A 23,142-nucleotide genomic window follows, 5' to 3' on the forward strand; every position below is an offset into this window, starting at 1 on the left:
CTGGTTTCTTCCGCGGCCGGTTCCCATGCCATAAACCGTGCTGTGTGCATAGACCGTTCCAGGCGTCGAGCAGATGACGGATGATCCGTCGAGACGGGACCTGGGGTCGCACTGGCCAACGGGCCGTGAACGCTTTCTGGATCGCACCTCCGGTTGCTTCGGCAGGTCGTAGGAATCATTCATGAACCAGGTGAGCCGACGGTCCGTCGTTCTCGGCGGAATTGCGGGCGTGGGAACGGTGCTGGCGGGTGCCGCGGCGGCCCGTGCCGCCTCCTATCCGTTCACGCTGGGCGTCGCCTCGGGCGAGCCCAGCGCGGACGGATTCGTGCTGTGGACCCGCCTCGCGCCCAGGCCCCTCGCCGCGGACGGGCTCGGCGGCATGTCGAGCGGCGCCGTCACCGTGGAGTGGCAGGTCGCCACGGACCAGTACTTCACCCAGATCGCCGCCGGCGGCTCGGTCTCCGCCGTCCAGGCCTGGGCGCACAGCGTGCATGTCGAGGTCGGCGGCCTGCAGCCCAACCGGGAGTATTGGTACCGCTTCCGCGCCTCCGGCCAGATCTCGCCGGTCGGCCGGGCCCGGACCGCCCCGGCCGTCGGCTCCAGCCCCGTCCTGAAGATGCTGTTCACCTCGTGCTCGCACTACGAGGCCGGCTACTTCACCGCCTACCGCCGGATGGCCGAGGAGAACCCGGACCTCATCCTGCACCTCGGCGACTACATCTACGAGGGCGCGGCCGGGTCCGGCGTGCGCTCGCACGTGCCCAGCGCCGAGATCAGCTCGCTGGCCGACTACCGCGTCCGGCACGCGCTCCACAAGTCCGACGCCGACCTGCAGGCCGCGCACGCCGCCGCGCCGTGGATACCGGTCTGGGACGACCACGAGGTCGAGAACAACTACGCCGACCTCGTCCGCAACGACAGCAGTCCGGCCGGCGACTTCACCGCCCGCCGGGCGGCCGCCTACAAGGCGTACTACGAGCACATGCCGCTGCGGTCGGCGCAGGTTCCCGTCAACGAGAACCTGCAGCTCTACCGGCGCCTGCGCTGGGGCAGCCTGGCCACCTTCCACATGCTCGACACCCGGCAGCACCGGGACGACCAGGCGTGCGGTGACGGTACGAAGGTCTGCGCCGCGGCCGACGACCCGGCACGCACGCTGACCGGGGCGACGCAGGAGGCATGGCTGCTCGACGGCCTCGGCCAGCGCCTGGGTACCTGGGACATCATCGGCCAGCAGGTGTTCTTCGCCCAGCGCCTCGCCGCCGCCGACGGCTCGAAGAGCATGGACGCCTGGGACGGTTACACCGCCAACCGTGGCCGGATCCAGGCGGGCTGGCAGGCCCGCGGCAACACCAGCACGGTCGTGCTCACCGGGGACGTCCACCAGCACTGGGCGGCCGACATCATGGACGACTACGCGACCCAGAACAAGGTGATCGGCACCGAGCTGGTGTCCAGCTCGATCACCTCGGGCGGGGACGGCGCCGGTGCCGGGACCGGCCTGTCCAGCCTCAACCCGCATGTGAAGTTCAACTGGAACCGGCGCGGCTACGTCCGCACCGTCACCACACCCACCCAGATGACGGTGGACTTCCGCGTGCTCAACCAGGTCACGGTCCGTGGCAGCGCGGCCACCACCGTGCAGAGCTACGTGATCGAGGCCGGCAACCCCGGTCTCCAGACGGTGTGAACGGGGCAGGCATGCGCAGGCACAGCACTCGCGTCGCGGTCGTCGGGGCCGCGGCGGCCGTCACCCTCGCCGGGGCGCTCGTCGGCACGGCGGCGGCGGACGGGACCACGGCGGCCGACGTCACCTGGACGGCCGCCAACTCCGACGCCACCGGCGACCAGGACAACGCGGAGGTGTCCGCGACCCGCAACGGCTACACCGCCGTGGTCTGGGAGGACGACCTGGACACCACGGCCCCCGAGGACACCCTTCGCACCGAGGTGTACCTCCGTCTGTACCGCGACGGGACGTCGCTGTACGAGAAGAAGCTGTCGGCAGGAGGAAGCGGCGACTGGCGGCACGTCCAGCCCGACGTCGCCCTGCACGAGGACGGCACGGCGGTGGTCATCTGGGCGGAGGACCCTGACGGCAACGGGTACTACAACATCGCCGTGCGTGCGGTGAACACCGCGGGCACGGTGACCGGCTCGGCCCAGGCCAACGCGAACGCCGACGGGCAGCAGCTCAACGCGCACGTCGCGGCGGACCCGGACGGCCCCGGGTTCGCGGTCGCGTTCGAGGACGTCCAGGGCACCGCGGCACCGACCGTGCGGGTGTCCGGGTTCGCGTCGGTGTCGGCCAGGACCTACGAGGTCCAGGTGCACGCGACGGGCGGCACCCACCGCCGGCCCGACGTGGCGATGGACGCCGCGGGCAACGCCGTCGTCGTCTGGGACGAGGACGGTGACGGCAACGGGTCGTTCAACATCGGCCGGAAGATCCTCACCTCCTCGGGCGGGGTGAAGGCGGCCCAGTCCGTCGCCAACGTGACGACCGCGGGGAACCAGCTCCGCCCGTCGGTGGCCGCGAACCTCAACGGCGACCAGGTCGTCGCGTGGGAGACCGACCAGAACGGGAGCGCGCAGGTCGGCGCCCGTTCCTTCAGCGCGGCGAACGCGGCCGGGCCTGAGGTCGTCCTGCCCGGGGCGGACCCGCAGACCGGCATCGACGACCAGCGCAACGCGGTGGTGTCCTGGGGCGAGTCCACCGACGTCCACGCCCAGGGCCTCAACCCGGACGGCACGGTCACCGGCCGGCTGCCCCGGCTGCGGGTCCACAGCACCGTCGCCGGCAAGCAGAACGAGCCGGCGCTCGGCGTCAACCCGTGGGGCCAGATCGTGATCGCCTACACCGACGACAACGACGGCAACGGCTTCGACCAGGTGTATCTGGGCACCGGCCTGGTCAACAGCACCTGGTGACCAGGGGGCCGGCATCGATGGGGATGATCCGCGCTAACGTGCGGATAGGGTTCCACTCCGTGGACGTCGGCTGTAGCCACCGCTGAGCCGCATCCGGCGAGGAACACGAGAAGCCCGAGACCGAGGACCCGCCTGTGCATCCGACGCCGCTCGACCCGCCGTCCGCCAGCCGGGCGTCCCTCGGACCGGCCGGCGGCGGGCCCGCCTCCGGTGGGCTGGAGCGGATCCGCGGGCAGGTGGTGTTCGACAGCGCGTGGTTCCCGCTCCGGGAGCACGGATCGCAGGGCTTCTCCCGGATGGGCAGCCGCCGGCTGGTGCTCACCGACCACCCCGCGGCCTACGTCCATGACACGAACGTCCTCGGTGGGGGCACCACCGTGACCGCGCTCGAGCCGGCCGTCGACCCGGGCGCGACGGTGGAGCTCGTCGAGCACAGCGGCCGCCTCGTCGTCGACCTGCGGCTACCGGCGGGACGGGCGTTCGCCGCGTCCACCGTGGCACCGTTGCCGACCGAGGCGCTCGCGCTGCTCACAGGCCTGCGGGGCGCGCTGCTGGCGGACGCGGCCTCGACGTCCTTCGTCAGCCCGTGCGCGGTCTCGGTGACACCGCTGTACGAGGCCGAGCCCACCGCGGCCGCGCCGTCCGCGATGGAGGCGACACCAGCCGTCGCCGCGCCGCGGGAGCTGACGGCGTACGTGGTCGTGCGGGGCGGGCGGCTGGAGCTGCGGGCCCGCGGGCGGGCGCTGCTCGACTGGCCGCTGAACCGAATCGGCGTCGGCCCGGGCGGCCCGAGTGTCGCGGTGGTCAGCGGCGGCGCCGTCCTGGACGGCCGGTTCCTTACCGGAGTCGTCCTGCACCTGGTCACCCCGCAGGTGCTGCACGCCTTCCTGGCGGCGGCGGGAACGGGGACGGTACGGGCGGACGCCTCGGACGCGCCGGCCGCCATCGGGACGTCGGCCCCGGTGTCGGCGCGGGGCCTGGCGGGAGACGCCGAGGTCACCAGGGTCGACTGCGTGCTCGACGACACCGCCCTCGAGCTGCAGGAGCATCACAGCGCCCGGGTGGTGGCCAGGTTCGACCTGTTCGACTCGCGGCTGCGCGTCGCCGGGTCGGCCGAGCGGTTCGTCGTCGTCGACCCGGAGCACGGCCCGGTGACGGTGCAGAGCGAGTCGGCGGTGTTCGGTCGGCGCCTGCTGGAGCATCCGGCGCTGCGCACCGCCGCCGAGCGAACCCTGGCGGACGGCCCGTACCCGGCCGAGCTCGCCGACGGCCGGCCGGTCGTCTGCGCGGTCGGGCCGGACGCGCTGCGGGTCCGCGGTCCCGGCCTGGAGCTGCGCCTGCCGTTCACGGCCCTGCGCGCGGTCGAGGGGACGTCCCAGGAGCAGCGGGCCGGTCTGCGGGTGGCGACCGGCGACGCCGAGGTCTCGATCGTCGGCCAGCTCGAACTGGTCCGCGCGGTGCACACCGACATCGTGGCCGGCCGGCATGCCACCGCGGGGCCGCGGGCCGTCCCCGACATGCTGCGGGCGGCCGTCGGGCTGGAGGAGGACTACTTCCTCTATACGATCTTCGGGCCGTTCTACGAGCTGCACGCCGTGCTGCTCGGTGACGGCACCGCGGCCGAGCTGGGCCGGGCGGTGCCGCAGCCCACGGACGACGAGGCGCGGGCACGGACGGCCGCGACCCTCGCGGAGGGCCTGGTCGAGCTGCAGCGCCATCTCGACCAGGTCGGCTCGGTGCTGCCCGCGTTCGTGCGCCACCGCGACGCCCTGCTGCTGGAACCGGTGACCGGTGGCGCCGAGCCCGCCTGGCTGAAGGCACAGGAGGGTCGGCTGCGGGCGGCGCTGACGCCGGTGCAGCGGGCGGCGACGGAGACCGCGCAGCTCGCCGCCCAGGCGACCCGGCTGCTCGACCTGGACCCGGCGGCGCTGCCACGCCCCAACTACACCGGGACGGCGGTCTCCCTGGGCGTCGCCGCGCTGCTGAACCCGGTCTTCCTGGTGTCGGGGGCGACCCAGGCCTACAGCCGTTACACACAGGGCGAGAAGCGGACCGCGCAGCTGGGGGCGCAGTCCGCGCGCGGCTGGGCGACGCTGCTCGACCGGTGGAACGTCCTCGTCTCGACCACCCTGCCGGTGCTCGGCTACGTCCTCACCGAGAACCTGTTCGCGCCACGGTGGGAGACCGCGCGGCGGATGACGTCCGAGCTGCGTGACGCGCCCGTCCACACCCGGGAGGCGGTGCTGCGCGCGGTCGCGTACCGGCTCGCGCGGCTGGACGTGCTGCGTCGCTATCCCGCGGGGGCGGGGATCCGGGTCGGGCGGGGCGCGGTCGCGGACCATCTCCGGGCCGCCCGGGATACCGTCGCCACGCCCCGTTTCATCGACTTCTGATCCACCTTCTGACCCGCGGGGAGCAGGAATGTCGATCTTCACCAGCCAGTTCGACCGGGCCCGCGCCTACGCCGACGACTATGCCGGGCATCATGCCGACCCGGGCCTGGCGGACCCGGTCACCCGCCACGGCGACGCGGGCCTGGACGCCGGTTCCGTCGACGGCGCCGGCTGGGGCGATGGCTGGGACCACGACTGGGACCTCGACCCGGGCCACGGCTCGAACGCCGAGACGGCTACGGGCACCCACCACGACGCGTCCGGCGCGGAGGAGACGAAGCTCCACGACTCGGACCCGCACGAGGCCGACGGGGCCGACCAGACCGACGAGGCCCACGAGGCCCACGAGGCGAAGCACATCGATGATGACGGGTGGAAGCACCCGGACGACTACGGCGATGCCGGCTCCGGGGCTGACGGTGCCTCGTTCGGCCTCGACGACGGCGGCATCTACCTCGTCGACGACGACACGGTCGACGACGACAGCGTGGATCTTTAGACCGGCTCAGGGGAAGCGGACCTCGATGTCCAGGCCGCCCTCGGGCCGGGCGCGCGCGGTCAGGGTGGCGCCGTGCGCGCCCGCGACGGCGCGGACGATCGCCAGCCCGAGGCCGTGCCCGGCGGCCCGCCGGACCCGCTGGCCGCCGAGCTGCTGGAACGGCTGGAAGAGCCGCTCGACCTGGTCCGGTGGGACGACCGGTCCGGTGTTGCGGACCGTGAGGTGTGCTCCGTGCCTGGTAGCCGCCGTCGCGATCTCGACTCGTCCGCCGGGGATGTTGTGCCGCAGCGCGTTGTCGACCAGGTTCGCCACCAGGCTCTCGACCAGCCGTGGGTCGCCGGCCGTCGGCGCCGCGCCGAGCGCGCTGGTCACCTCGACGCCCTCGACGCCCTCGTCCCGTCCGGTGCCGTCGACGCCGCCGGTCCGCCGGGTCAGCAGGACGCCGCGGGCGACGACCGCCAGGTCGAACGGTTCCCTGCGTTCCACCCCCTGCTCGCCGCCGGCCAGCGTGAGCAGCGCCTCGATGAGGCTCTCCTGTGCTTCGCCGAGGGCGAGGACGTCCTGGCAGGCGGCCCGCAGCGAGTCGACCGTCGCGTCCGGGTCGGCGAGGGCCACCTGCAGCACCGTCCGCGTGGCGGTCAGGGGCGTCCGCAGCTCGTGGGAGGCGTTGGCGACGAAGTGCCGCTGGGACGCGAACGCCGCCTCCAGCCGCTCGAACAGGTCGTCCAGCGTGCCCGCCAGCTCGGTGAACTCGCCGGGCCGCCGGTGGGGCCCGAGCCGGCGGTGCAGGTTGGTGGCGGAGATGTCCCGTGCCGTCGCGGTCATGGTGCGCAGCGGGCGCAGGAAGCGGCCCGCCACCAGCCAGCCGAGGATGATCGAAATCACCACCAGGGCGGCGAGGGCGACCGCGGAGACGGCGAGGAGACGGGACGTGTCCGGGCCGGGCGGGGCGCTCGTCCCGAGGCCGGGCGGGACTCCCACGGGGACGGACTGGCGGGTCTGCAGGATCGGCACGGAGAGCAGCAGGACGCCCGACACGAGGAACGGGCCCGCGTAGAGCAGGGTGAGCTGCGTGCGCAGCGTCCACCGGAGCGTCACGACTCACCGAGCCGGTAGCCGCCCTCGCGGACCGTGTGGATCACCGGGGGATCACCGAGCTTGGCCCGCAGGCGGCGGATCGTCGTCTTCACGGCGGTCGTGAACGGGTCGGCGGTCTCGTCCCACACCCGTTCCAGGAGCTCCTCCGCGGAGAGCAGCCGACCGGCCGAGGAGAGCAGGCACTGCAGGACCGCGAACTCCTTCGGGCTGAGGTCCAGACGGCGCCCGGCGCGGGACGCGACCCGGCGGGTCGGGTCGAGGGTCAGATCCCCGCTCTCGAGGATCAGCGGCAGCGCCACGGCGGGACGGCGGCCCAGCGCCCGGACCCGGGCCACCAGCTCGGCGAAGTCGAACGGCTTCGGCAGGTAGTCGTCGGCGCCCAGACCGAGTCCGTCGACGCGCTGTTTGACGGTGCTCGCGGCGGTCAGCATCAGTACCCGGCTCGCAGAGTGCGCGGCGGCGATCCGCCGGCACACCTCGTCACCGTGCACGCCGGGCAGGTCCCGGTCGAGGACCACCACGTCGTACCGCGTCACCGCCAGGTGATCGAGGGCGTCGGCGCCGTCGAGGACCACGTCGACCGCCATGCCCTCGCGGCGCAGCCCGGTGCCCAGGGCCCGGGCCAGGATCTCGAAGTCTTCGACCACCAGAACACGCACGCCCATCACGGTGCCATGCCCCGGGTGGCAGCCCGGTGTCGTCCACCGGCACCGGGATGACACCGGCGCACGCGTAGAACCCGGACTCATGATTACTGTGCGCGGGCTCCACAAACGGTTCCGCGGGACCGTCGCCCTCGACGGGATGGCCTTCGACGTCCGGCCGGGGCAGGTGACCGGGTTCGTCGGCCCGAACGGCGCGGGCAAGTCCACCACCATGCGCGTCATCCTCGGCCTCGACAGGGCCGACGCCGGTGACGCCCTCATCGACGGCCATCCCTACCGCGGCCTGCGCGACCCGCTGCGCCACGTCGGCTCCCTGCTCGACGCCGCGGCGCTGCAGCCCGGCCGGACCGCCCGCAACCATCTCCTCTGGCTCGCCCACTCGCAGGGCCTCACCGCCCGGCGCGTCGACGAGGTTCTCGATCAGGCCGGCCTGCGGGCGGTCGCCCGGCGCCGGGCCGGCGGCTTCTCGCTCGGCATGCGGCAGCGGCTCGGGATCGCCGCCGCGCTGCTCGGCGACCCACCGGCGCTCCTGCTCGACGAGCCGTTCAACGGCATGGACCCGGAGGGCATCGTGTGGATGCGCCGGCTTCTGCGCGCGCTCGCCGCCGAGGGCCGCGCGGTCCTGGTGTCGAGCCATCTGATGAGCGAACTACAGGAAGCCGCCGACCACGTGGTGGTGGTCGGGCGCGGAAAGGTCATCGCCGACGCGCCGGTGGCTCACCTGCTGGCCACCGCGCCGGGGGCGCAGCGGGCGACGCTGGAGGACGTCTATCTGGCGCTCACCCGCGACGAGGTCGAGTTCCGCGCCGTGGACCCGGCGCGGGCCCGATGAACGCCTTCGGTCAGGTGCTGCGCGCCGAGTTCACGAAGTTCCGCACCGTCCGCGGCTGGGTCGTCGCGGCCGTCGCGGCCGCGGGCGCGACGATCTTGTTGGGCCTGCTGCCAGGCATGCAGGGCTCATGCGGCCGGCACGGGGCCGGGTCGGAGTGCGTGCCGCCGGTCGGGCCCGGCGGGGAGGTCGTCGTCGACAGTTTCGCCTTCGCGCACCGCCCGCTCACCGGGGACGGCAGCATCACCGTCCGCGTCACCTCGCTCACCAGCCGCCTGCTGGACCCAGACCCGGACAGGTCGCGACCGGACGAGGTGTCGCCGCGCAAGGCGTCCACGCCCGGGATACCCACGCGCGGGTCGCGCGCGGCCGTCGCGCCGTGGTCCAAGGCCGGGCTCATCCTCAAGGCGGGCACGGCGCAGGGCTCGTCCTACGCCGCGGTCCTGGTCACCGGCGGCCACGGCGTTCGGATGCAGTACGACTACACCCACGACCGTGCCGGGACGTCCGGCCCGGTCAGCACCGACTCCCCGCGCTGGCTGCGGCTCACCCGTACCGGCGACACCGTGACCGGAGCCGAGTCGCCGGACGGCACCACCTGGACCACGGTCGGCTCCGTGCGGCTGGCCGGCCTGCCGCCGACGGTCGAGGCGGGGCTGTTCACGACGTCCCCGCAGCACGCGGAGCGGGTCGGCGGATCGCTCGGCACCGGCACCACGGGCGGCCCGACCGAGGCGACCGGGACCTTCGACCACCTCCTCGTGCGGGGCGGGGCTCGCTCGGCCGGCGCGCCCGGCCAGGTGACGCGGCCGGCGTGGAAGGGTGAGAACGTCGGCATGCCGGGGTCCGCGCCGCGGGTTCCCGGCGGCGATCTCGAACGCGCCGGCGGCGTGTTCGCGGTGACCGGCTCCGGCGACATCGCCCCGGCCGTCGCCGGCGCGGCCGGTATCGGCGTGTCCCTCGCCCAGACCCTCGCCGGAACCTTCGTGATGTTGCTCGTCGTGACCGTCGTCAGCACCGGGTTCATCACCGCGGAGTACCGCTGCGGCCTCATCCGGACCACCCTGACCGCCAGCCCCCGCCGCGGCCGGCTGCTCGCCGCGAAGGCCGTCGTGGTCGGCGCCGTCGCGTTCGTGACCGGCCTGGTCGCCGCCGCCGTCGCCGTCGTCCTCGGCCAGCGCGTGCTGCGCGGCAACGGCGTCTACGTCCACCCCGCGACGACGCCGACCGAGCTGCGCGTGATCGTCGGGACCGCCGCGCTGCTCGCCGTCGCCGCGGTGCTGGCGCTCGGGCTGGGGGCGCTGCTGCGGCGCGGTGTCACCGCGGTGGCGACCGCCGTCGCCGTGCTCGTCCTGCCGTATCTGCTGGCCATGACCGTCCTGCCGGACGGGGCCGCGCGGTGGCTGCTGCGGGTGAGCCCGGCGGCGGCGTTCGCGCTGCAGCAGACGGTGACGCAGTATCCGCAGGTCGCCAACCTCTACACGCCGGCGAACGGGTACTTCCCCCTCGCCCCGTGGGCCGGCTTCGGGGTGCTCGCCGGGTGGGCCGCCCTCGCCCTGGGCACGGCCGCCGTCCTCCTCCGGCGGAGGAGCGCGTGAGATCGGCCCTGCACGCCGAGTGGACCAAGCTGCGGACCTCGCCCGGCACGCTCGGGCTGGCGCTCGCCGTGATCGTGAGCACGGTCGGGTCGAGCGCCGCGGTGGCCGCGGCGACCGGGTGCGCGCCGGGAGGCTGTGGGCAGGACCTGACGAGACTGAGCCTCACCGGGGTCCAGGTCGGTCAGGCCGTCGTCGCCGTCCTCGCGGTCCTGGTGATCGGCGACGAGTACAGCACCGGGATGGTCCGGGTCACGCTCACCGCGCTGCCCCGGCGGACGACTGTCCTGGCCGCCAAGGCCGTCGTCGTCGCCGGGGTCGTCGCGGTGACGGCCGTGCCCGCCGTCCTCGGGTCCCTGACCGTCGGGTGGTTCATCCTTCCCGAGTACGAGGTCGTCCCCCGGGCGGCCGTCGGTTCCGTGCTGTACCTCGTCCTCATCGGCCTGCTGGGCCTGGGAACGGCCACCGCCGCGCGGAACCCGGCGGCTGCGTCCGGGATCGTCCTGGGACTGCTGTACGTGTTCCCGATCATCGCCCAGGTGGTCACCGACCCGGGCTGGCGGCGGCACCTGCAGCAGGCCGGGCCGATGAGCGCCGGGCTCGCCGTCCAGGCCACCGGCGACGTCGACGCCGTGCCGATCGGACCGTGGCAGGGACTCGGCGTGCTCGCGCTGTGGGCGCTGGCCGCGCTCCTCACCGGCGGCCTGCTCCTCGCCCGGCACGACGCCTGACCACCGCGATGCCTCACCACAGCGGGCGAGCGGTTTCAGGATCCGCCGATCTCGGCGGCGAAGCTCTCGACCCGGTCCGGCCTTCCGGCGATCACCACGAGATCGCCCACGTCGAGGACCGTTCCGGCCTCGGCGTGGGTGAACTCGCCGCCGGGCTTCTTCGCTCCGACGATGGTGATCCCGTACCTGCTGCGCAGCGCCGTCTTCTCCAGCGCCCGCCCGCAGATCGCGCGTGGAGCGCGCAGCTTCGCTATCGCGTAGTTGTCGTCGAGCTCCAGGAAGTCGATGAGCCGGCCGGTCAGCAGGTGGGCCACCCGCTCACCGGCGTCCCGCTCGGGATAGACGACGTGGTTGACGCCGATGCGTTCCAGGATGCGGCCGTGCTCGCGGGTGATCGCCTTCGACCAGACCTCGGCGACGGACAGGTCGAGGAGGACACCGGTGGCCAGCACGCTGGCCTCGATCCCGGTGCCGATCGCGACGACCGCCTGCCGGAACTCGTGCGCGCCGAGCTGACGCATCACCTCCTCGCTGGTGGCGTCCGCCTCGACCACGTGGGTGAGCTTCCCGGACCAGCGCTGGACCAGGTCGTGGTTGGAGTCGACGGCCACCACGTGATGTCCCAGCCCCTGCAGGGTCTCCGCCAGCGTGCTGCCGAAGCGACCGAGACCGATGACGAGGACGGCGTCCTCGCGATGCCTGCTAGCCAACGATGGGCCTTTCCTCGGGGAGCCGGTACAGCCGCCGCCGTTCGCGCAACGCCAGCGCCGACGCGACGGCGATCGGCCCGGTCCGGCCGATGAACATCAGCACGATGAGCACGCACTGCCCGAACGCGGGCAGCTCGCCGGTGATCCCCGTTGACAGGCCGACGCTGCCGAAGGCCGAGGTGACCTCGAAGAGGACCTGGTCAAGGGTGTGGTCACTGGCCGAGAGCAGGCACAACGTGCCGACGACCAGCAGCGCGACGCCGAGCAGCGCGACCGCGAGCGCCTGGCGCAGCGCGGCCGGCGGGACCTGGCGGCCGAACGCGTCCACCGTCTCGTCGCCGCGGGCCTCGGCCAGGATGGCGTAGAAGAGAATCATGAAGGTTGTGATCTTGATTCCGCCGGCGGTGCTCGCGCTGCCGCCCCCGATGAACATCAGCACGTCGGTCACGACGAGCGTGCTCGCGTCCACGTCCGCGTAGTCGATCGAGTTGAAGCCCGCGGTACGCGCGCTGATGCTGGCGAAGAACGCCGCGAGCAGCTTGCCGCCGACACCGTGCTCCCCCAGCGTCGCGGCGTTGCGCCACTCCGTCGCCGCGATGGCGGTCGTGCCGCCGACCGTCAGAATCCCGTAGCCCAGCAGCGTCACCCGGGTGTGCAGGGACCAGTACCGGGGAGTCCGCAGCTCGTGCCGCAGTTCGAACAGCACCGGGAAACCCAGCCCGCCCAGGATCACGCCAACGGTCACCGCCAGGATGACGACCGGGTCGCCCACGAAGCCCGTGAGGTTGTCGCTGTAGAGCGAGTAACCCGCGTTGTTGAACGCGGTGATCGAGTGGAACACGCCCTCGTAGGCGGCGCGGGCCGGTGACCTGTCATAGGTCAGCCACAGCCGCAGGAACAGCACCGCGGCGATCACAGCCTCGACGGTGAAGGTCACCAGGGCCACCGCGCGCACCACCCGACGCACGTCGCCGAGACCGAACGACTGGGTCTCGGCGGCGGCCAGCAGTCGGATCCGCACACCCAGCCGGCGCGACACCAGCAGTCCCAGCAGCGACGCCGAGGTCATGAACCCGAGCCCGCCCAGCTGGACCGCCCCCATGATCACGACCTCGCCGAAGGTGGTCCAGTGGGCGCCGGTGTCGACGACGGCGAGCGCCCCGCTCGCGGCTCCGGTCGCGGTGAACACGGCGACCAGCGGCGACGTCGTCCGGCCGGACTCGGTCGCGACCGGTGCGAGCAGGAGCAGTGCCGTCGCGGCCACCGTGACCGCGAAGCCCAGCACCACGAGCCGCACCGGATGGGCCAGCAACGCCACCCAGGGGCTGCGGGGCCGCAGCCGACGGGCCAGGCGGCCGCGTTCCGGGCGGAGGATGCTCGCGATCCCGGCCGGCCCGGACTTCCGGCGGGCGCCGGCGGACGTCAGCGGCGCCCCTGCGGCACCTGGATCCCGGCGACGGGCCGCGGCCGGTACGGGGCCTCCAGGCGGGCGGCCTCGTCGTCGGTGAGGGTCAGCTCCAGCGAGGCCAGCGCGTCCTCGAGATGCTCGGGCTTCGTGGCGCCGACGATCGGCGCGGTGACGACCGGGTTTCGCGACACCCAGGCCAGCGCCACCTGGGCCCGGCTCACGCCGCGCTCGTCGGCGATGCGGGCGACCTCCTCGACGATCAGCCGGTCGTCGTCCTGGTAGAAGGCGCGGGCGAAGGGGTCGGACTCGGCGCGGGTCGTGGTGGCGTCCCAGTCGCGGGTGAGGCGGCCGCGGGCCAGCGGGCTCCACGGGATCACGCCGATCCCCTGGTCCGCGCACAGCGGCAGCATCTCCCGCTCTTCTTCCCGGTACAGCAGATTATAATGATCTTGCATGACCGCGAAGCGGGTCCAGCCGTGCCGCTCGGCGACGAACAGCGCCTTGGCGAACTGCCAGGCGAACATCGACGAGGCACCGATGTAGCGGGCCTTTCCGGCCTTCACGACGTCGTGCAACGCCTCCAGGGTCTCCTCGATCGGCGTCGTGGCGTCCCAGCGGTGGATCTGGAAGAGGTCGACGTAGTCCGTGCCGAGGCGCCGCAGGCTCGCGTCGATCTCGTGCATGATCACCTTGCGGGAGAGGCCGGCCCCGTTCGGGCCGGACCGCATCCGGGAGTGGACCTTGGTGGCCAGCACGATCTCGTCCCGGCGGGCGAAGTCCTTCAGTGCCCGGCCGGTGATCTCCTCGCTGCGGCCCAGCGAGTAGACGTTCGCGGTGTCGAAGAAGTTGACCCCAGCCTCGATCGCGCGCTGGAAGAACGGCCGCGACGCGTCCTCGTCCAGGGACCACGGCCAGTTCCCCTTGCCCGGCGTGCCGTAGCTCATGCAGCCCAGGCAGACCCGGGAGACCTCCAGACCGGTCGACCCCAGCTTGACGTACTCCACGAGATCGGACTCCTCTCCACCACAGCCACCGGCCACACCCGTCGGTGGCGAGCGGCCCGACCGGCACCCACGGCCACGGCCGACCGGTCCGCACGGCCACGGCCGGCCGGCACGCGATCAGCAGCCCACGACTCTGCCACGACCTGGCCGCCGCCGGCGTGTGTCCGGGGTCACCTTGCCTCGCGCCAAGCCCGGCGCAGCGCTCTGACCTGGGCCAATGCAGGGAAAGGCCCGGCCCGGCGCGGCGGCGGACCGGGGCTCGCTCGGCTGCGGACGACCGGGCTCGGGAATGCTTACGAGCGATGCGGACTTCGCTGTCACCGACGAGGTGCGCGATGGATCCGCAGGTGCGCAGATGTGGTTCGGCGGGCGGTCCGGCGTCCGTCGCGGAAGGAACCAGATGACGAAGCCCGTGATCACAGAGATGGAACCGGCCGGTGTCAGCGGCGGGGACGGCGATGGCCGGGCGACGGGGGAACCATCGGCCGGCCCGGTGGGGACGCCGGCCCGCACGGTCGAGCCATCGGCCAGCACAGCGGGGGTGCCGGCGGGCGAGGCGGCCGCCGATCCGCGGCGGTGGCGGGCGCTGCCCGTGATCCTGATCGCCAGCTTCATGAGCCTTTTCGACGTCTTCGTCGTCAACGTCGCGGCACCGAGCATCGAGTCGGACCTGAACGCGTCCAACGCCGGGCTCGAGCTGGTCGTCGGCGGGTACTCGTTCACCTACGCCGCCGCCCTGGTCACCGGCGGGCGGCTGGGCGACCGCTTCGGCCGCCGCCGGATCTACCTGCTCGGGATGGCGCTCTTCACCGCGGCGTCGGCGCTGTGCGGGCTGGCGCCCAACGAGGCGGTGCTGATCGTCGGCCGGCTGTTGCAGGGCGCGGGCGCCGCCGCCATGGTGCCCCAGGTGCTCGCGCTGATCAGCGTGACGTTCCCACCGGCCGAGCGCCCGCGGGCGTTCGCGTTCTTCGGGGTCACGATCGGGCTCGGCGGGGTCTGCGGGCAGGTGCTCGGCGGGGTGCTGCTCGACCTGGACATCTTCGGTCTCGGCTGGCGGCCGATCTTCCTGGTCAACGTGCCCATCGGGCTGGCCGCGCTCGTCGGGGCGCGGCGGCTGGTCCGCGAGTCGCGCTCGGCCCGCGCCGAGCGGCTCGACCCGGTCGGGCTGGGCACGCTGACGCTCGGCATCGGCCTGGTCCTCGTCCCACTCACGCTCGGCCGCGACGAGGGGTGGCCGCTGTGGACGTGGCTCGCGCTCGCCGGCGGGGTGCTGGTGCTGGGCGGGTTCACCGCCTGGGAGGCCCGGCTGGCGCGCTCCGGCGGGCATCCGATCATCCCACCGGCCGTGGTGCGCTCCCGGCCGGTCGTCGGCGGGATGGTCATGAGCGCGGGATACTTCTTTTTCTTCGGCAGCTTCCTGCTCGCCCTGACGATCTTCCTTCAGGTGGGGCAGCACCGCTCCCCGCTCAACGCCGGGCTGATGTTCGCACCGCTCGGCGTGACCTTCGCGTTCTCCTCGCTGGCGGCACGGCGGCTGGTCGCCGTGTACGGGCCGCGGGTGCTGGTTGTCGGGACCCTCACCAGTGGTCTGTCGCTGTGCGGGGTCGCGCTGGTGGTGTCGGCGGAGGGCACCGGCCTCTCCGCCTGGGAACTCACGCCGCTGCTGATGCTCGCCGGCGCCGGCAACGGCCTGGTGATCCCGGCTCTGGCCGCGAGTGTCATGGCCGCCGCTCCGCCCGACATCAGCGGGACGGTGAGCGGCGTGCTCACCACCACCCAGCAGTTCGCCTCGGCGTTGGGAGTCTCCGGCGTGGGGGCGTTGTTCTTCGCGCAGACCGCGCGCAACGGCGCGGACGCCGGCCTCCTGGCCGCCGTGATCTGCGGCCTCGTCTCGGTCGGTGTGGCCTTCCTCGGATCCCTGGTGCTCCTGCGCCCACCCACGGCAGGCACGGCTGCCGTGGCGCCCGCGACAGCGGCCACGGACTGACGCGCAGAATGCCGTGCGCTGCGGCACATCGCGCTCTCGTGGCACCTGCGCCCCGCACGTGATGCGGTAAGGCACCTCCGCAATGTACTGATTCCACTGTTGCCGGTACCGACGCCGGTTCCCCCATTCACCCATGCAGAACCGCTGCCTCTTTCCCCGCACTGAAAGCACCGCGCGAAGCTCGTTGACGGTCCGGCTAACATGTCGCTCGACGGTTGCGAGCGGGGGTTCCAGTGACGGTCGACAACGAGGATGCGCCGGATCCACCGACGCACGGGGGTCCGCCAGCCGGAACGACGCCCCCCGACCTGGACGAATCGAACAGGACGCCGGGATCCGATGGTCGTCTTCGCTACGATGCCTTCCTTTCCTATAGTCATGCGTTGGACGGTAGGCTCGCTCCCGCGGTCCAGCGCGGCTTACACCGCCTCGCGAGACGGTGGTACCGGGCACGCGCGCTTCGGGTGTTCCGGGACAAGACCAGCCTCGCGGCAAGCCCCGATCTCTGGGGGGAGATCGAGCGAGCGCTGGAGCAGAGCCGCTACCTGATTCTGCTCGCCTCGCCGACGGCGGCGGCATCACCATGGGTGCGGCGGGAAACGGAGTGGTGGCAGTCCCACCGGAGCTCCGACACGCTGCTGATAGCGCTCACAGACGGCACCCTGATCTGGGGCGATGGTGCGGCCGGTCTCAGCGGTACCGCAGACGACGCTCTCCCACCCGGCCTTCGTGCCTGGTTCGACCGGGAGCCCCTCTGGGTCGATCTGACCTGGGCCCGCGAGCAGAACCTCTCCGTTCGGCACAGCCGGTTCCGGCAGGAGATCGCCACCCTGGCGGCCCCGATTCATGGCATCAGCCGTGACGATCTGGAGAGCGAGGACATACGACAGCATCGCCGACTACTGCTGTCGGCATATTCTGCGGTCACCGTCCTGGTCGTCCTTCTGGCCGCCGTGATCGCTTTCGGGGTACGTGCCCAGACCGCCCAGCGCCAGGCCGAGGCCTCCCAGCGGACGGCGATCTCTCGTAGCCTCATGGCGGCGGCCGACGCCGCGCGCGGGGCTGACCCGCAGACCGCCCTACGCCTCGGAATCGCCGCCCATTCCATCGGCGGCTCCGCCGAGACCTCGGCCAGCCTGGTGGAGACCCTGACCACCAGTCACTATCTCGGCACGCTCCCCAGCTCGGCCGGTGACATCCAGCAGGTGATCCACTCGCCCGACGGGCGGTTCCTGGCGACCCTCACCGAGGACAGGGCAGATGACGTGAACGAGGGCGCAACCGTGGTTCTGTGGGATGCGGGCGACCCCGCGTCCCGGCACCCGGTGGGCAGAACCTCGATTCCGGGCAGTCAGGCCGCGGTCTGCGGTGCCTTCGCCTCCGACGGCAGTTTCCTGGTGGTCTCGACCGAGCGCTCGATGGCGATCCTGGACCTGGCCGACCCGGCCGCGCCCAGGCCGGTCAGTATGACGTTCCAGGAGCCCCTGAGCGACCTCGGCCCGGTCCATTCCGTGGCGATCTCCCCGGTCGCCCCGGTGCTGGCGACGCTGCACCAGTCCGCGGACGGGAATGTCCTACGCCTCTGGGACCTCGAGCACCCGGATCGCCCGATCCGTCTCGCCGAGGTGGCGGGAACGGTCGGTGGCTCTGGCTCGCTCGCCTTCTCCCCCGACGGCCGCGTGCTCGCCGCCGGCGGTGGTGACTACTCCCCGGGAAACGGCGATCTGACTCTGTGGAACGTCACAGACCCCGCCTCACCCGCGCCGTTCGGCCCGACCATCACCGACTTCGACGGTGCCGTGCAGGCGGTCGCCTACTCCCCCACCGGTCAACACCTCGCGCTCGGGATCGGAAGTGGCGGAAACACCTTCAGCTATGGCTCCACGCTACTGCTCGATGTGGGTGACCCAGCCGCTCCCCGGGTGACGCAGATGACCGTAGACGCCGGAACGGGGGCCGTCTACGCGGTGGCGTTCTCACCCGACGGCCGCGTCCTCGCAAGCGGCGGAGCCGACTTCACTGTTGCGACCTGGGACCTCAGCGGTGACAGTCCATCCGGTTCACCGAGGCAGCTCACCAGGCCGCTCTCGGGTCATACCGCGGTCATCGAGACGTTGAGTTTCCGCCCGGTCGACCCGGTTGACCCGGCAGCGGAAGGGCCGGATGCCGGCTTTGTTCTTGCTTCCGGCAGTTTTGACCGGACCGTGATGATGTGGAACGTGCCAGACGTCCTTCGGCCGCGGCCCACCGAACATTCCTCCACCGGCGCCGACATCTCCTATCTCGCCGGAGACAGGAAGAGCGGCCTCGTCGCCGTGGGAAGCTCCGCTACCGACCGGGTGACGTTCTGGGACGTCGCAGGCGCCGGCGGACCGCGGGCCGTCGGCGCGCCGCTGACAGACCTCCCCGGCGTCAGCCTGGCCGCCTTCTCCCCGGACGGCTCGCTGTTCGCGGTGGCGACCGACGAGCAGATCGTGTTGTGGGACATGACGACCCCGCAACGCCCACGGCGTCTGCCGACATCTCTCGCCCCTGCGCGGTCGCGGGTCATGTCCCTGGCTTTCACCTCCGACAACTCCATGCTGATCGCCGGGGGCAGCGACGGGGATGTCACCTCGTGGTCGATCGCACGGCTGGCCGAGGAGGGCTCGTCCACCGGCGGACCACGGCTGCCCAAGATGTCGCACACGGGCCTCGGCAGTGGCGGGGTCACCGTCGCCCCGAACGGAAAGCTGCTCGCGACAGCGGCGGGTGGCACCGCCGAGTCCCTGGTGCTGTGGGATATCTCGAGCGGCCCCCCTCGGCGGCTCGGCGAGGCCACGACACCTTTCGTCGGATCCATCATGACAACGGCCTTCTCCCCGGACAGCCGGATCCTGGTGGGGGGAACTCTCGACGGCCATGCGGTGGTCTGGGACGTGGCGGAACCAGCGACCCCCAGCAGGATCGGGGACCCGCTCACGCTGGGCATCGCGGACCGCGTCGACTCGGTCGCCTTCGACGGGGACGGCAGAACCCTCGTGGTCGGCGCGTTCGGCGGGCGGGTGAGGCTCTGGGACCTCACCGACCAGTCCAGGCCACGCCCACTGGGTGAGCTGGTGTCGGGCGCGCTGGCCCCCATGACGTTCTCGACCGGCGGGCAGCTCGTGTCCGCCACCGACTCCGGCGCACTCACCCGGTGGGATCTGAGCCCACTCGAAGCGGCTCGCGACGATCCACTGCGGTTCGCCTGTGCTCGCGGCGGTACGGGCGGGCTGTCCCCACGCGCGTGGGCCTTCTACGCCCCGGGAATCCCCTACCGTGATCCCTGCGACGACTGACGCTCAGGAGCTGCGGGCGTCGTAGCGGCGGCGGGCCTCGTCGATGCCGTCGGCGTTGCGCACAGCCCAGTCGAGCAGCGAGGCGACGGTGTCAAGCAGGGTTCGCCCCAGGTCGGTGAGCTCGTAGTCGACGCGCGGGGGCACCTGCGGGTGCACCGTGCGGGTGACGAGCCCGTCCCGCTCGAGGACGCGCAGTGTGCTGGTGAGCATGCGCTGGTTGATACCGGGCAGCGCCCGCTTCAGCTCACTGAACCGGCGCGGGCCGGCGCTGAGCTGGGTGACGACCGCGACCGACCACTTGTCGCCCACCCGGTCCATGATCGTCCGGACACGACAGTCGGCCTCGTCCTGGGGCTCCCAGGCGGCGACGAGCGAACCGCGCTCCGCCGGCTGCATCGGCACGTTGTGGGTCACCGGCACGTTGTGGGTCACCGCGACCTCCGGTCGGTGGTTGACGGCGGCTCTCTCTTGCGCAAATACTACTTTCCGTGTCGATGAAGTTGAGATTGATCCGACGTCTCGTCATCGACCTCGCGCGCAGCGGCAGCATGCGCTGTTCCTGAGACGCTCCTCGGCCACGCCGGCCGCCAGGACGTCCGACCGCTCCCGCACCGACTCGTCGAGATCCGGTCGCCCGAGATCCGGTCTCGTACGACGTGGTGGCCGCGACGTGGCGACTGCCGACGCCACGCCCCCACCGGGAGCCCGCGCATGTCTCTGACCTTCCACTGGTTCCTGCCCACCTCCGGCGACGCACGCGACGTGGTCGGCGGCGGGCACGGCGCGCCCGCCGTGGCGAACACCCGCGGCCGGCCGCCGACGCTCGACTACCTCGGCCAGATCGCCCGCTCGGCCGAGCAGCTCGGTTTCACCGGCGCGCTGACCCCCACCGGCTCGTGGTGCGAGGACGCCTGGCTGACCACGGCGATGCTCGTCGAGTCGACGAAACGGCTGAAGTTCCTGGTCGCCGTCCGGCCGGGGCTGGTCTCGCCGACCCTGGCCGCGCAGATGGCGTCCACGTTCCAGCGGCTCTCGGGCGGGCGGCTGCTGCTCAACGTCGTCACCGGCGGCGAGACGGCCGAACAGCGCGGCTACGGCGACTTTCTCGACAAGGACGACCGCTACGCCCGCTGCGACGAGTACCTGTCGGTGCTCTCCGAGCTGTGGCGGGGGCGGTCGGTGGACCTCGACGGGCGCTTCGTGCGCCTGCGGGGAGCACGGCTGTCCCGGCTCCCCGACCCGCCCCCGGAGATCTATTTCGGGGGATCGTCGCCGGCCGCGCTCGAGGTCGCCGCCCGCCACGCCGACGTCTACCTGACCTGGGGAGAGCCACCGGACGCCGTGGCCGCGAAGTTCACCGAGGTCCGGTCCCGGGCCGAGGCCGCGGGGCGGACCCCCGGTTCGGGCTGCGCGCCCACGTCATCACCCGGGACACCGCCGAGGATGCCTGGGCCGCGGCCCACCGCCTGATCGCCGGCCTCGACACGACGACGGTCGCCACGGTCCAGGAGCAGCTCGCGCGCAGCGAGTCCGAGGGCCAGCGCCGGATGCTCGCCCTGCACAACGGATCGACCGCGAAGCTGGAGATCTTCCCGAACCTGTGGGCCGGGATCGGGCTCGTCCGCGGCGGCGCCGGTACCGCGCTGGTGGGCAGCCACAGCGAGGTGGCGGACCTCATCGAGACCTACCACCAGGTCGGCGTCACCGAGTTCGTGCTCTCCGGGTATCCCCATCTGGAAGAGGCGTACTGGTTCGGGGAGGGTGTGCTCCCGATCCTGCGTGCCCGGGGCCGATGGTCTCCGTGACCTCGGCCCGGACGCCCGCCGCGGATGGAACCGGGAATACCGGCAGCCTGTCCGGCAGTGCTTTCCCCAACCGGGTCCTGCCGGGCGGCTTTCGTAATGGTGTTGACATCCGCGCCGCCACAGCACAGAGTTGGACCATGCTCCGGCCGGGTTCGCCGATAACACGGCAACTGCAGGCAACACGGCAGCTGCGGGCAACACGGCAACTGCAGGCAACACGGCGGCTTCCGCGAACGACACAGCCGCTCATGCCGACGACGCGCCTCGTGATCCGCGGTCACATCGATTTCCTGCGGGTGGCGTCGGCCGCCTGTATGCGGTCACCCGCCAGCTGACCTCGCCGAGGGCGAGTCGAGCCGGGCCACCACCAAGGATTTTCGTCCGCACGCTCGGCCCCGCCATTGCGGCGCCGAGGCTTTCAGCGACGACAGACGCGCCTCCGGAAAATTCCGCGACGGCGCGCTACCAACCGTTCCGGCAACGTCCGGATTCTCTTCCCAGCCCGCGTGGCACGCTTTCCCATGCCTGCCCGCGGGGAGTCTTTTCCCGCCACCGGCCCCTTTTTCTGGAGTAGATCATGCATTCCCCGACGGACACCCGATTCCCGATCCGGTCCGGCCGCCAGGTGCGCGGCTTCGTCGGCCGTGCCGCCACGCGGTTCTGGCCCGCCGCCGACGCGGGCCAACCGCCGCGGGCCTCGATCGTGATGATCCCCGGCCGCGGCGAGAGCGTGGACAGCTACGAGCGGACCGCCGTACGGCTGGCGATCGACGGCTACGACGTGACCTACCTGGCCTCCCAGGAGCACAGCGCCGTCGCGCTGGCGGAGGCGCGGGTGCCCGGCGTTCCGTTCGTCCTGCTCGGTTCGGACACCGGGGCCCTGCGCGCGCTGTCCCTGGCGGGCTCACCGGCGCTGCGACCGGACGCTCTGATCCTGCTGGGGCTTCCCCTGGTGCACCAACCGTTCGCCGGCGAGCTGCCGGCCGAACTGCCACCGCGGGCGCTGCCCGACCTGCCGGTGCTGCTGATCCACGGCGAGCAGGACGAGACGAGCCCGCTGCACCTCAGCAAGATGATCACACGAACGGTGAGCACGGCCCGGCTGAGGAGCGTGCCGGGTGGGCACCAGGTCATGGCCGGGCCCGGAGTACGCCTGGTCGCGGCGCTCACGGTGCTGTTCGTCGAGAGGCTGCGCCGGGTCGAGGGTGTGGGGGGCGGGCGCGCCCGCCTCGCGCGCGTCCCGCGCCAGCCCGAACCCGCCACGAATCGGCTGTGACGATGTCGGTTACCTCCAGTTCACCAGGGCAGAAAAAGGTGCCTTCTTCCACCTGACACCGGTCCGAGGAAGAATTGGTCAGGCGCCTACCACGCGACGGGTCACGGGCTCGGCACGGTGGTTTCGCCCACTCCCCGCGCCGCCCGGCGCAGTATTCGTCCGCGGCGGGAAGGCCGCGCGGGGCGCGGCGGTTCCTCCGTCGCGTCGCCGCCTGCACCTGACACGAATGAATATCCGCACCGAAGGGACAAAAATGACTGTCGAAGCCCCGCCGCTCGACGAAGCCTTCGCCGTCGCCGCCGACGAGGCGGCAATCGACCGGGCCACCGCGGCACTGCGCGAGAACGGTTATCTCGTGCACGTGGTGGACACCGCGGAGCAGGCCCGTGCACTCGTCGCCGAACTGCTGCCGACCGACCAGTCGGTCTTCACCGCCTCCAGCGAGACGCTACGGCTCTCCGGCATCACCGCGGACATCGACGAGTCCGGAAAGTACAATTCCGTCCGGGCCGCCGCCCCGCCGCCGAGCGACGACGTCTACGCCACGATCCGGCTGGGCGCGACCCCGGACGTGGTCGTCGGCAGCGTCCATGCCATCACGGAGAACGGTCACCTGGTGGTCGGTTCCGCCAGCGGCAGCCAGTTCTCGCCCTACGCGTCGGGTGCTCGGCGCGCCATCTGGGTGGTCGGCGCGCAGAAGGTCGTCGGCGACCTGGAGACCGCGCTGCGCCGGATCCGCACCTACAGCCTGCCGCGGGAGCACCAGCGCCTGGCGGACCTCTACGGCCAGTCCTCGTTCATCGGGCGGATCCTGATCCTCGAGCGCGAGGCGTTCCCGGAGCGCGGCACGGTCATCCTCGTCCGGGAGACCATCGGCTTCTGACCTGGCTC

17 protein-coding genes and 1 pseudogene are annotated in these 23,142 nt (G+C 72.3%); 12 read left to right on the forward strand and 6 right to left on the reverse strand.

Features of this window, described 5'->3' with window-relative positions; translation table 11 throughout:
- The first annotated feature begins 181 nt into the window (after positions 1-181).
- The 4 genes from MXD62_RS05905 to MXD62_RS05920 all read left to right on the forward strand — a co-directional run bounded on the left by MXD62_RS05905 (position 182) and on the right by MXD62_RS05920 (position 5,823).
- Complete coding sequence (locus tag MXD62_RS05905; RefSeq protein ID WP_248828416.1) at positions 182-1,690, forward strand: alkaline phosphatase; 1,509 nt, start codon at positions 182-184, stop codon at positions 1,688-1,690.
- Between the two features lie 11 nt (positions 1,691-1,701).
- Positions 1,702-2,931: a hypothetical protein gene (locus tag MXD62_RS05910; RefSeq protein ID WP_248828417.1), complete on the forward strand. Its 1,230-nt coding sequence runs from the start codon at positions 1,702-1,704 to the stop codon at positions 2,929-2,931.
- Positions 2,932-3,065: 134 nt separating this feature from the next.
- Positions 3,066-5,324 (forward strand): hypothetical protein, encoded by a 2,259-nt coding sequence (locus MXD62_RS05915; protein WP_248828418.1) that lies wholly within the window; start codon positions 3,066-3,068, stop codon positions 5,322-5,324.
- Positions 5,325-5,352: 28 nt separating this feature from the next.
- Positions 5,353-5,823, forward strand: a complete 471-nt coding sequence (locus MXD62_RS05920) for a hypothetical protein (protein WP_248828419.1) — start codon at positions 5,353-5,355, stop codon at positions 5,821-5,823.
- Positions 5,824-5,829: 6 nt separating this feature from the next.
- Here the strand turns inward: MXD62_RS05920 and MXD62_RS05925 are convergent, their stop codons facing one another.
- Together MXD62_RS05925 and MXD62_RS05930 are read right to left on the reverse strand one after the other, a co-directional pair.
- Positions 5,830-6,921 carry a HAMP domain-containing sensor histidine kinase gene (locus tag MXD62_RS05925; protein WP_248828420.1) on the reverse strand — a complete coding sequence of 364 codons (1,092 nt, stop codon included), beginning with the start codon at positions 6,919-6,921 and terminating at the stop codon, positions 5,830-5,832.
- Entirely contained in the window at positions 6,918-7,580 is a 663-nt protein-coding gene (locus MXD62_RS05930; protein WP_248828421.1) for a response regulator transcription factor, read from the reverse strand. The genes MXD62_RS05925 and MXD62_RS05930 overlap by 4 nt, the downstream gene beginning before the upstream one ends.
- An 88-nt stretch (positions 7,581-7,668) precedes the next feature.
- Between MXD62_RS05930 and MXD62_RS05935 the strand changes: the two genes are divergently transcribed.
- From MXD62_RS05935 to MXD62_RS05945, 3 genes are read left to right on the forward strand one after another with little or no spacing between them, the layout of a single operon-like run.
- Positions 7,669-8,418, forward strand: a complete 750-nt coding sequence (locus MXD62_RS05935) for an ATP-binding cassette domain-containing protein (protein WP_308301200.1) — start codon at positions 7,669-7,671, stop codon at positions 8,416-8,418.
- Positions 8,415-10,013, forward strand: a complete 1,599-nt coding sequence (locus tag MXD62_RS05940; RefSeq protein WP_248828422.1) for an ABC transporter permease subunit — start codon at positions 8,415-8,417, stop codon at positions 10,011-10,013. The genes MXD62_RS05935 and MXD62_RS05940 overlap by 4 nt, the downstream gene beginning before the upstream one ends.
- On the forward strand, positions 10,010-10,741 hold the full coding sequence (locus MXD62_RS05945) for an ABC transporter permease (RefSeq protein ID WP_248828423.1): 732 nt from the start codon (positions 10,010-10,012) through the stop codon (positions 10,739-10,741). The genes MXD62_RS05940 and MXD62_RS05945 overlap by 4 nt, the downstream gene beginning before the upstream one ends.
- A 35-nt stretch (positions 10,742-10,776) precedes the next feature.
- Here MXD62_RS05945 and MXD62_RS05950 read toward each other — a convergent pair whose 3' ends face one another.
- The 3 genes from MXD62_RS05950 to MXD62_RS05960 form a co-directional block, all read right to left on the reverse strand.
- Positions 10,777-11,451, reverse strand: coding sequence for a TrkA family potassium uptake protein (locus tag MXD62_RS05950; RefSeq protein ID WP_248828424.1), 675 nt, complete (start codon positions 11,449-11,451; stop codon positions 10,777-10,779).
- On the reverse strand, positions 11,444-12,769 hold the full coding sequence (locus MXD62_RS05955) for a TrkH family potassium uptake protein (protein ID WP_248828425.1): 1,326 nt from the start codon (positions 12,767-12,769) through the stop codon (positions 11,444-11,446). The genes MXD62_RS05950 and MXD62_RS05955 overlap by 8 nt, the downstream gene beginning before the upstream one ends.
- A 104-nt stretch (positions 12,770-12,873) precedes the next feature.
- Complete coding sequence (locus tag MXD62_RS05960) at positions 12,874-13,863, reverse strand: aldo/keto reductase (protein ID WP_248828426.1); 990 nt, start codon at positions 13,861-13,863, stop codon at positions 12,874-12,876.
- 400 nt (positions 13,864-14,263) lie between these two features.
- Between MXD62_RS05960 and MXD62_RS05965 the strand changes: the two genes are divergently transcribed.
- Both MXD62_RS05965 and MXD62_RS05970 read left to right on the forward strand, forming a co-directional pair.
- On the forward strand, positions 14,264-15,850 hold the full coding sequence (locus MXD62_RS05965) for an MFS transporter (RefSeq protein WP_248828427.1): 1,587 nt from the start codon (positions 14,264-14,266) through the stop codon (positions 15,848-15,850).
- 233 nt (positions 15,851-16,083) lie between these two features.
- On the forward strand, positions 16,084-19,170 hold the full coding sequence (locus tag MXD62_RS05970) for a TIR domain-containing protein (protein WP_248828428.1): 3,087 nt from the start codon (positions 16,084-16,086) through the stop codon (positions 19,168-19,170).
- A gap of 3 nt (positions 19,171-19,173) precedes the next feature.
- On the opposite strand, the gene MXD62_RS05975 is transcribed toward MXD62_RS05970, so the two are convergent.
- Positions 19,174-19,566: a helix-turn-helix domain-containing protein gene (locus MXD62_RS05975; RefSeq protein ID WP_248828508.1), complete on the reverse strand. Its 393-nt coding sequence runs from the start codon at positions 19,564-19,566 to the stop codon at positions 19,174-19,176.
- Positions 19,567-19,881: 315 nt separating this feature from the next.
- Between MXD62_RS05975 and MXD62_RS05980 the strand changes: the two are divergent.
- From MXD62_RS05980 to MXD62_RS05990, 3 genes and pseudogenes are all read left to right on the forward strand, one after another.
- Positions 19,882-20,975 (forward strand): annotated as a pseudogene (locus MXD62_RS05980) (LLM class flavin-dependent oxidoreductase).
- A 577-nt stretch (positions 20,976-21,552) separates the two neighbouring features.
- Positions 21,553-22,251: an alpha/beta hydrolase gene (locus MXD62_RS05985; protein WP_248828429.1), complete on the forward strand. Its 699-nt coding sequence runs from the start codon at positions 21,553-21,555 to the stop codon at positions 22,249-22,251.
- 253 nt (positions 22,252-22,504) lie between these two features.
- On the forward strand, positions 22,505-23,134 hold the full coding sequence (locus MXD62_RS05990) for a lactate utilization protein (protein WP_248828430.1): 630 nt from the start codon (positions 22,505-22,507) through the stop codon (positions 23,132-23,134).
- Positions 23,135-23,142 lie beyond the last annotated feature (8 nt).

Source organism: Frankia sp. Mgl5, from assembly GCF_023242985.1.
In the GTDB taxonomy this organism is placed as follows: domain Bacteria; phylum Actinomycetota; class Actinomycetes; order Frankiales; family Frankiaceae; genus Parafrankia; species Parafrankia soli.

Bases quoted from the DNA above. Each gene is read 5' to 3' on its own strand.
- MXD62_RS05940 (WP_248828422.1), top strand. From the start codon at position 8,415: ATGAACGCCTTCGGTCAGGTGCTGCGCGCCGAGTTCACGAAGTTCCGC.
- MXD62_RS05920 (WP_248828419.1), top strand. From the start codon at position 5,353: ATGTCGATCTTCACCAGCCAGTTCGACCGGGCCCGCGCCTACGCCGAC.
- MXD62_RS05905 (WP_248828416.1), top strand. From the start codon at position 182: ATGAACCAGGTGAGCCGACGGTCCGTCGTTCTCGGCGGAATTGCGGGC.
- MXD62_RS05975 (WP_248828508.1), bottom strand. From the start codon at position 19,566: ATGCAGCCGGCGGAGCGCGGTTCGCTCGTCGCCGCCTGGGAGCCCCAG.
- MXD62_RS05910 (WP_248828417.1), top strand. From the start codon at position 1,702: ATGCGCAGGCACAGCACTCGCGTCGCGGTCGTCGGGGCCGCGGCGGCC.
- MXD62_RS05965 (WP_248828427.1), top strand. From the start codon at position 14,264: ATGACGAAGCCCGTGATCACAGAGATGGAACCGGCCGGTGTCAGCGGC.
- MXD62_RS05990 (WP_248828430.1), top strand. From the start codon at position 22,505: ATGACTGTCGAAGCCCCGCCGCTCGACGAAGCCTTCGCCGTCGCCGCC.
- MXD62_RS05985 (WP_248828429.1), top strand. From the start codon at position 21,553: ATGCATTCCCCGACGGACACCCGATTCCCGATCCGGTCCGGCCGCCAG.
- MXD62_RS05935 (WP_308301200.1), top strand. From the start codon at position 7,669: ATGATTACTGTGCGCGGGCTCCACAAACGGTTCCGCGGGACCGTCGCC.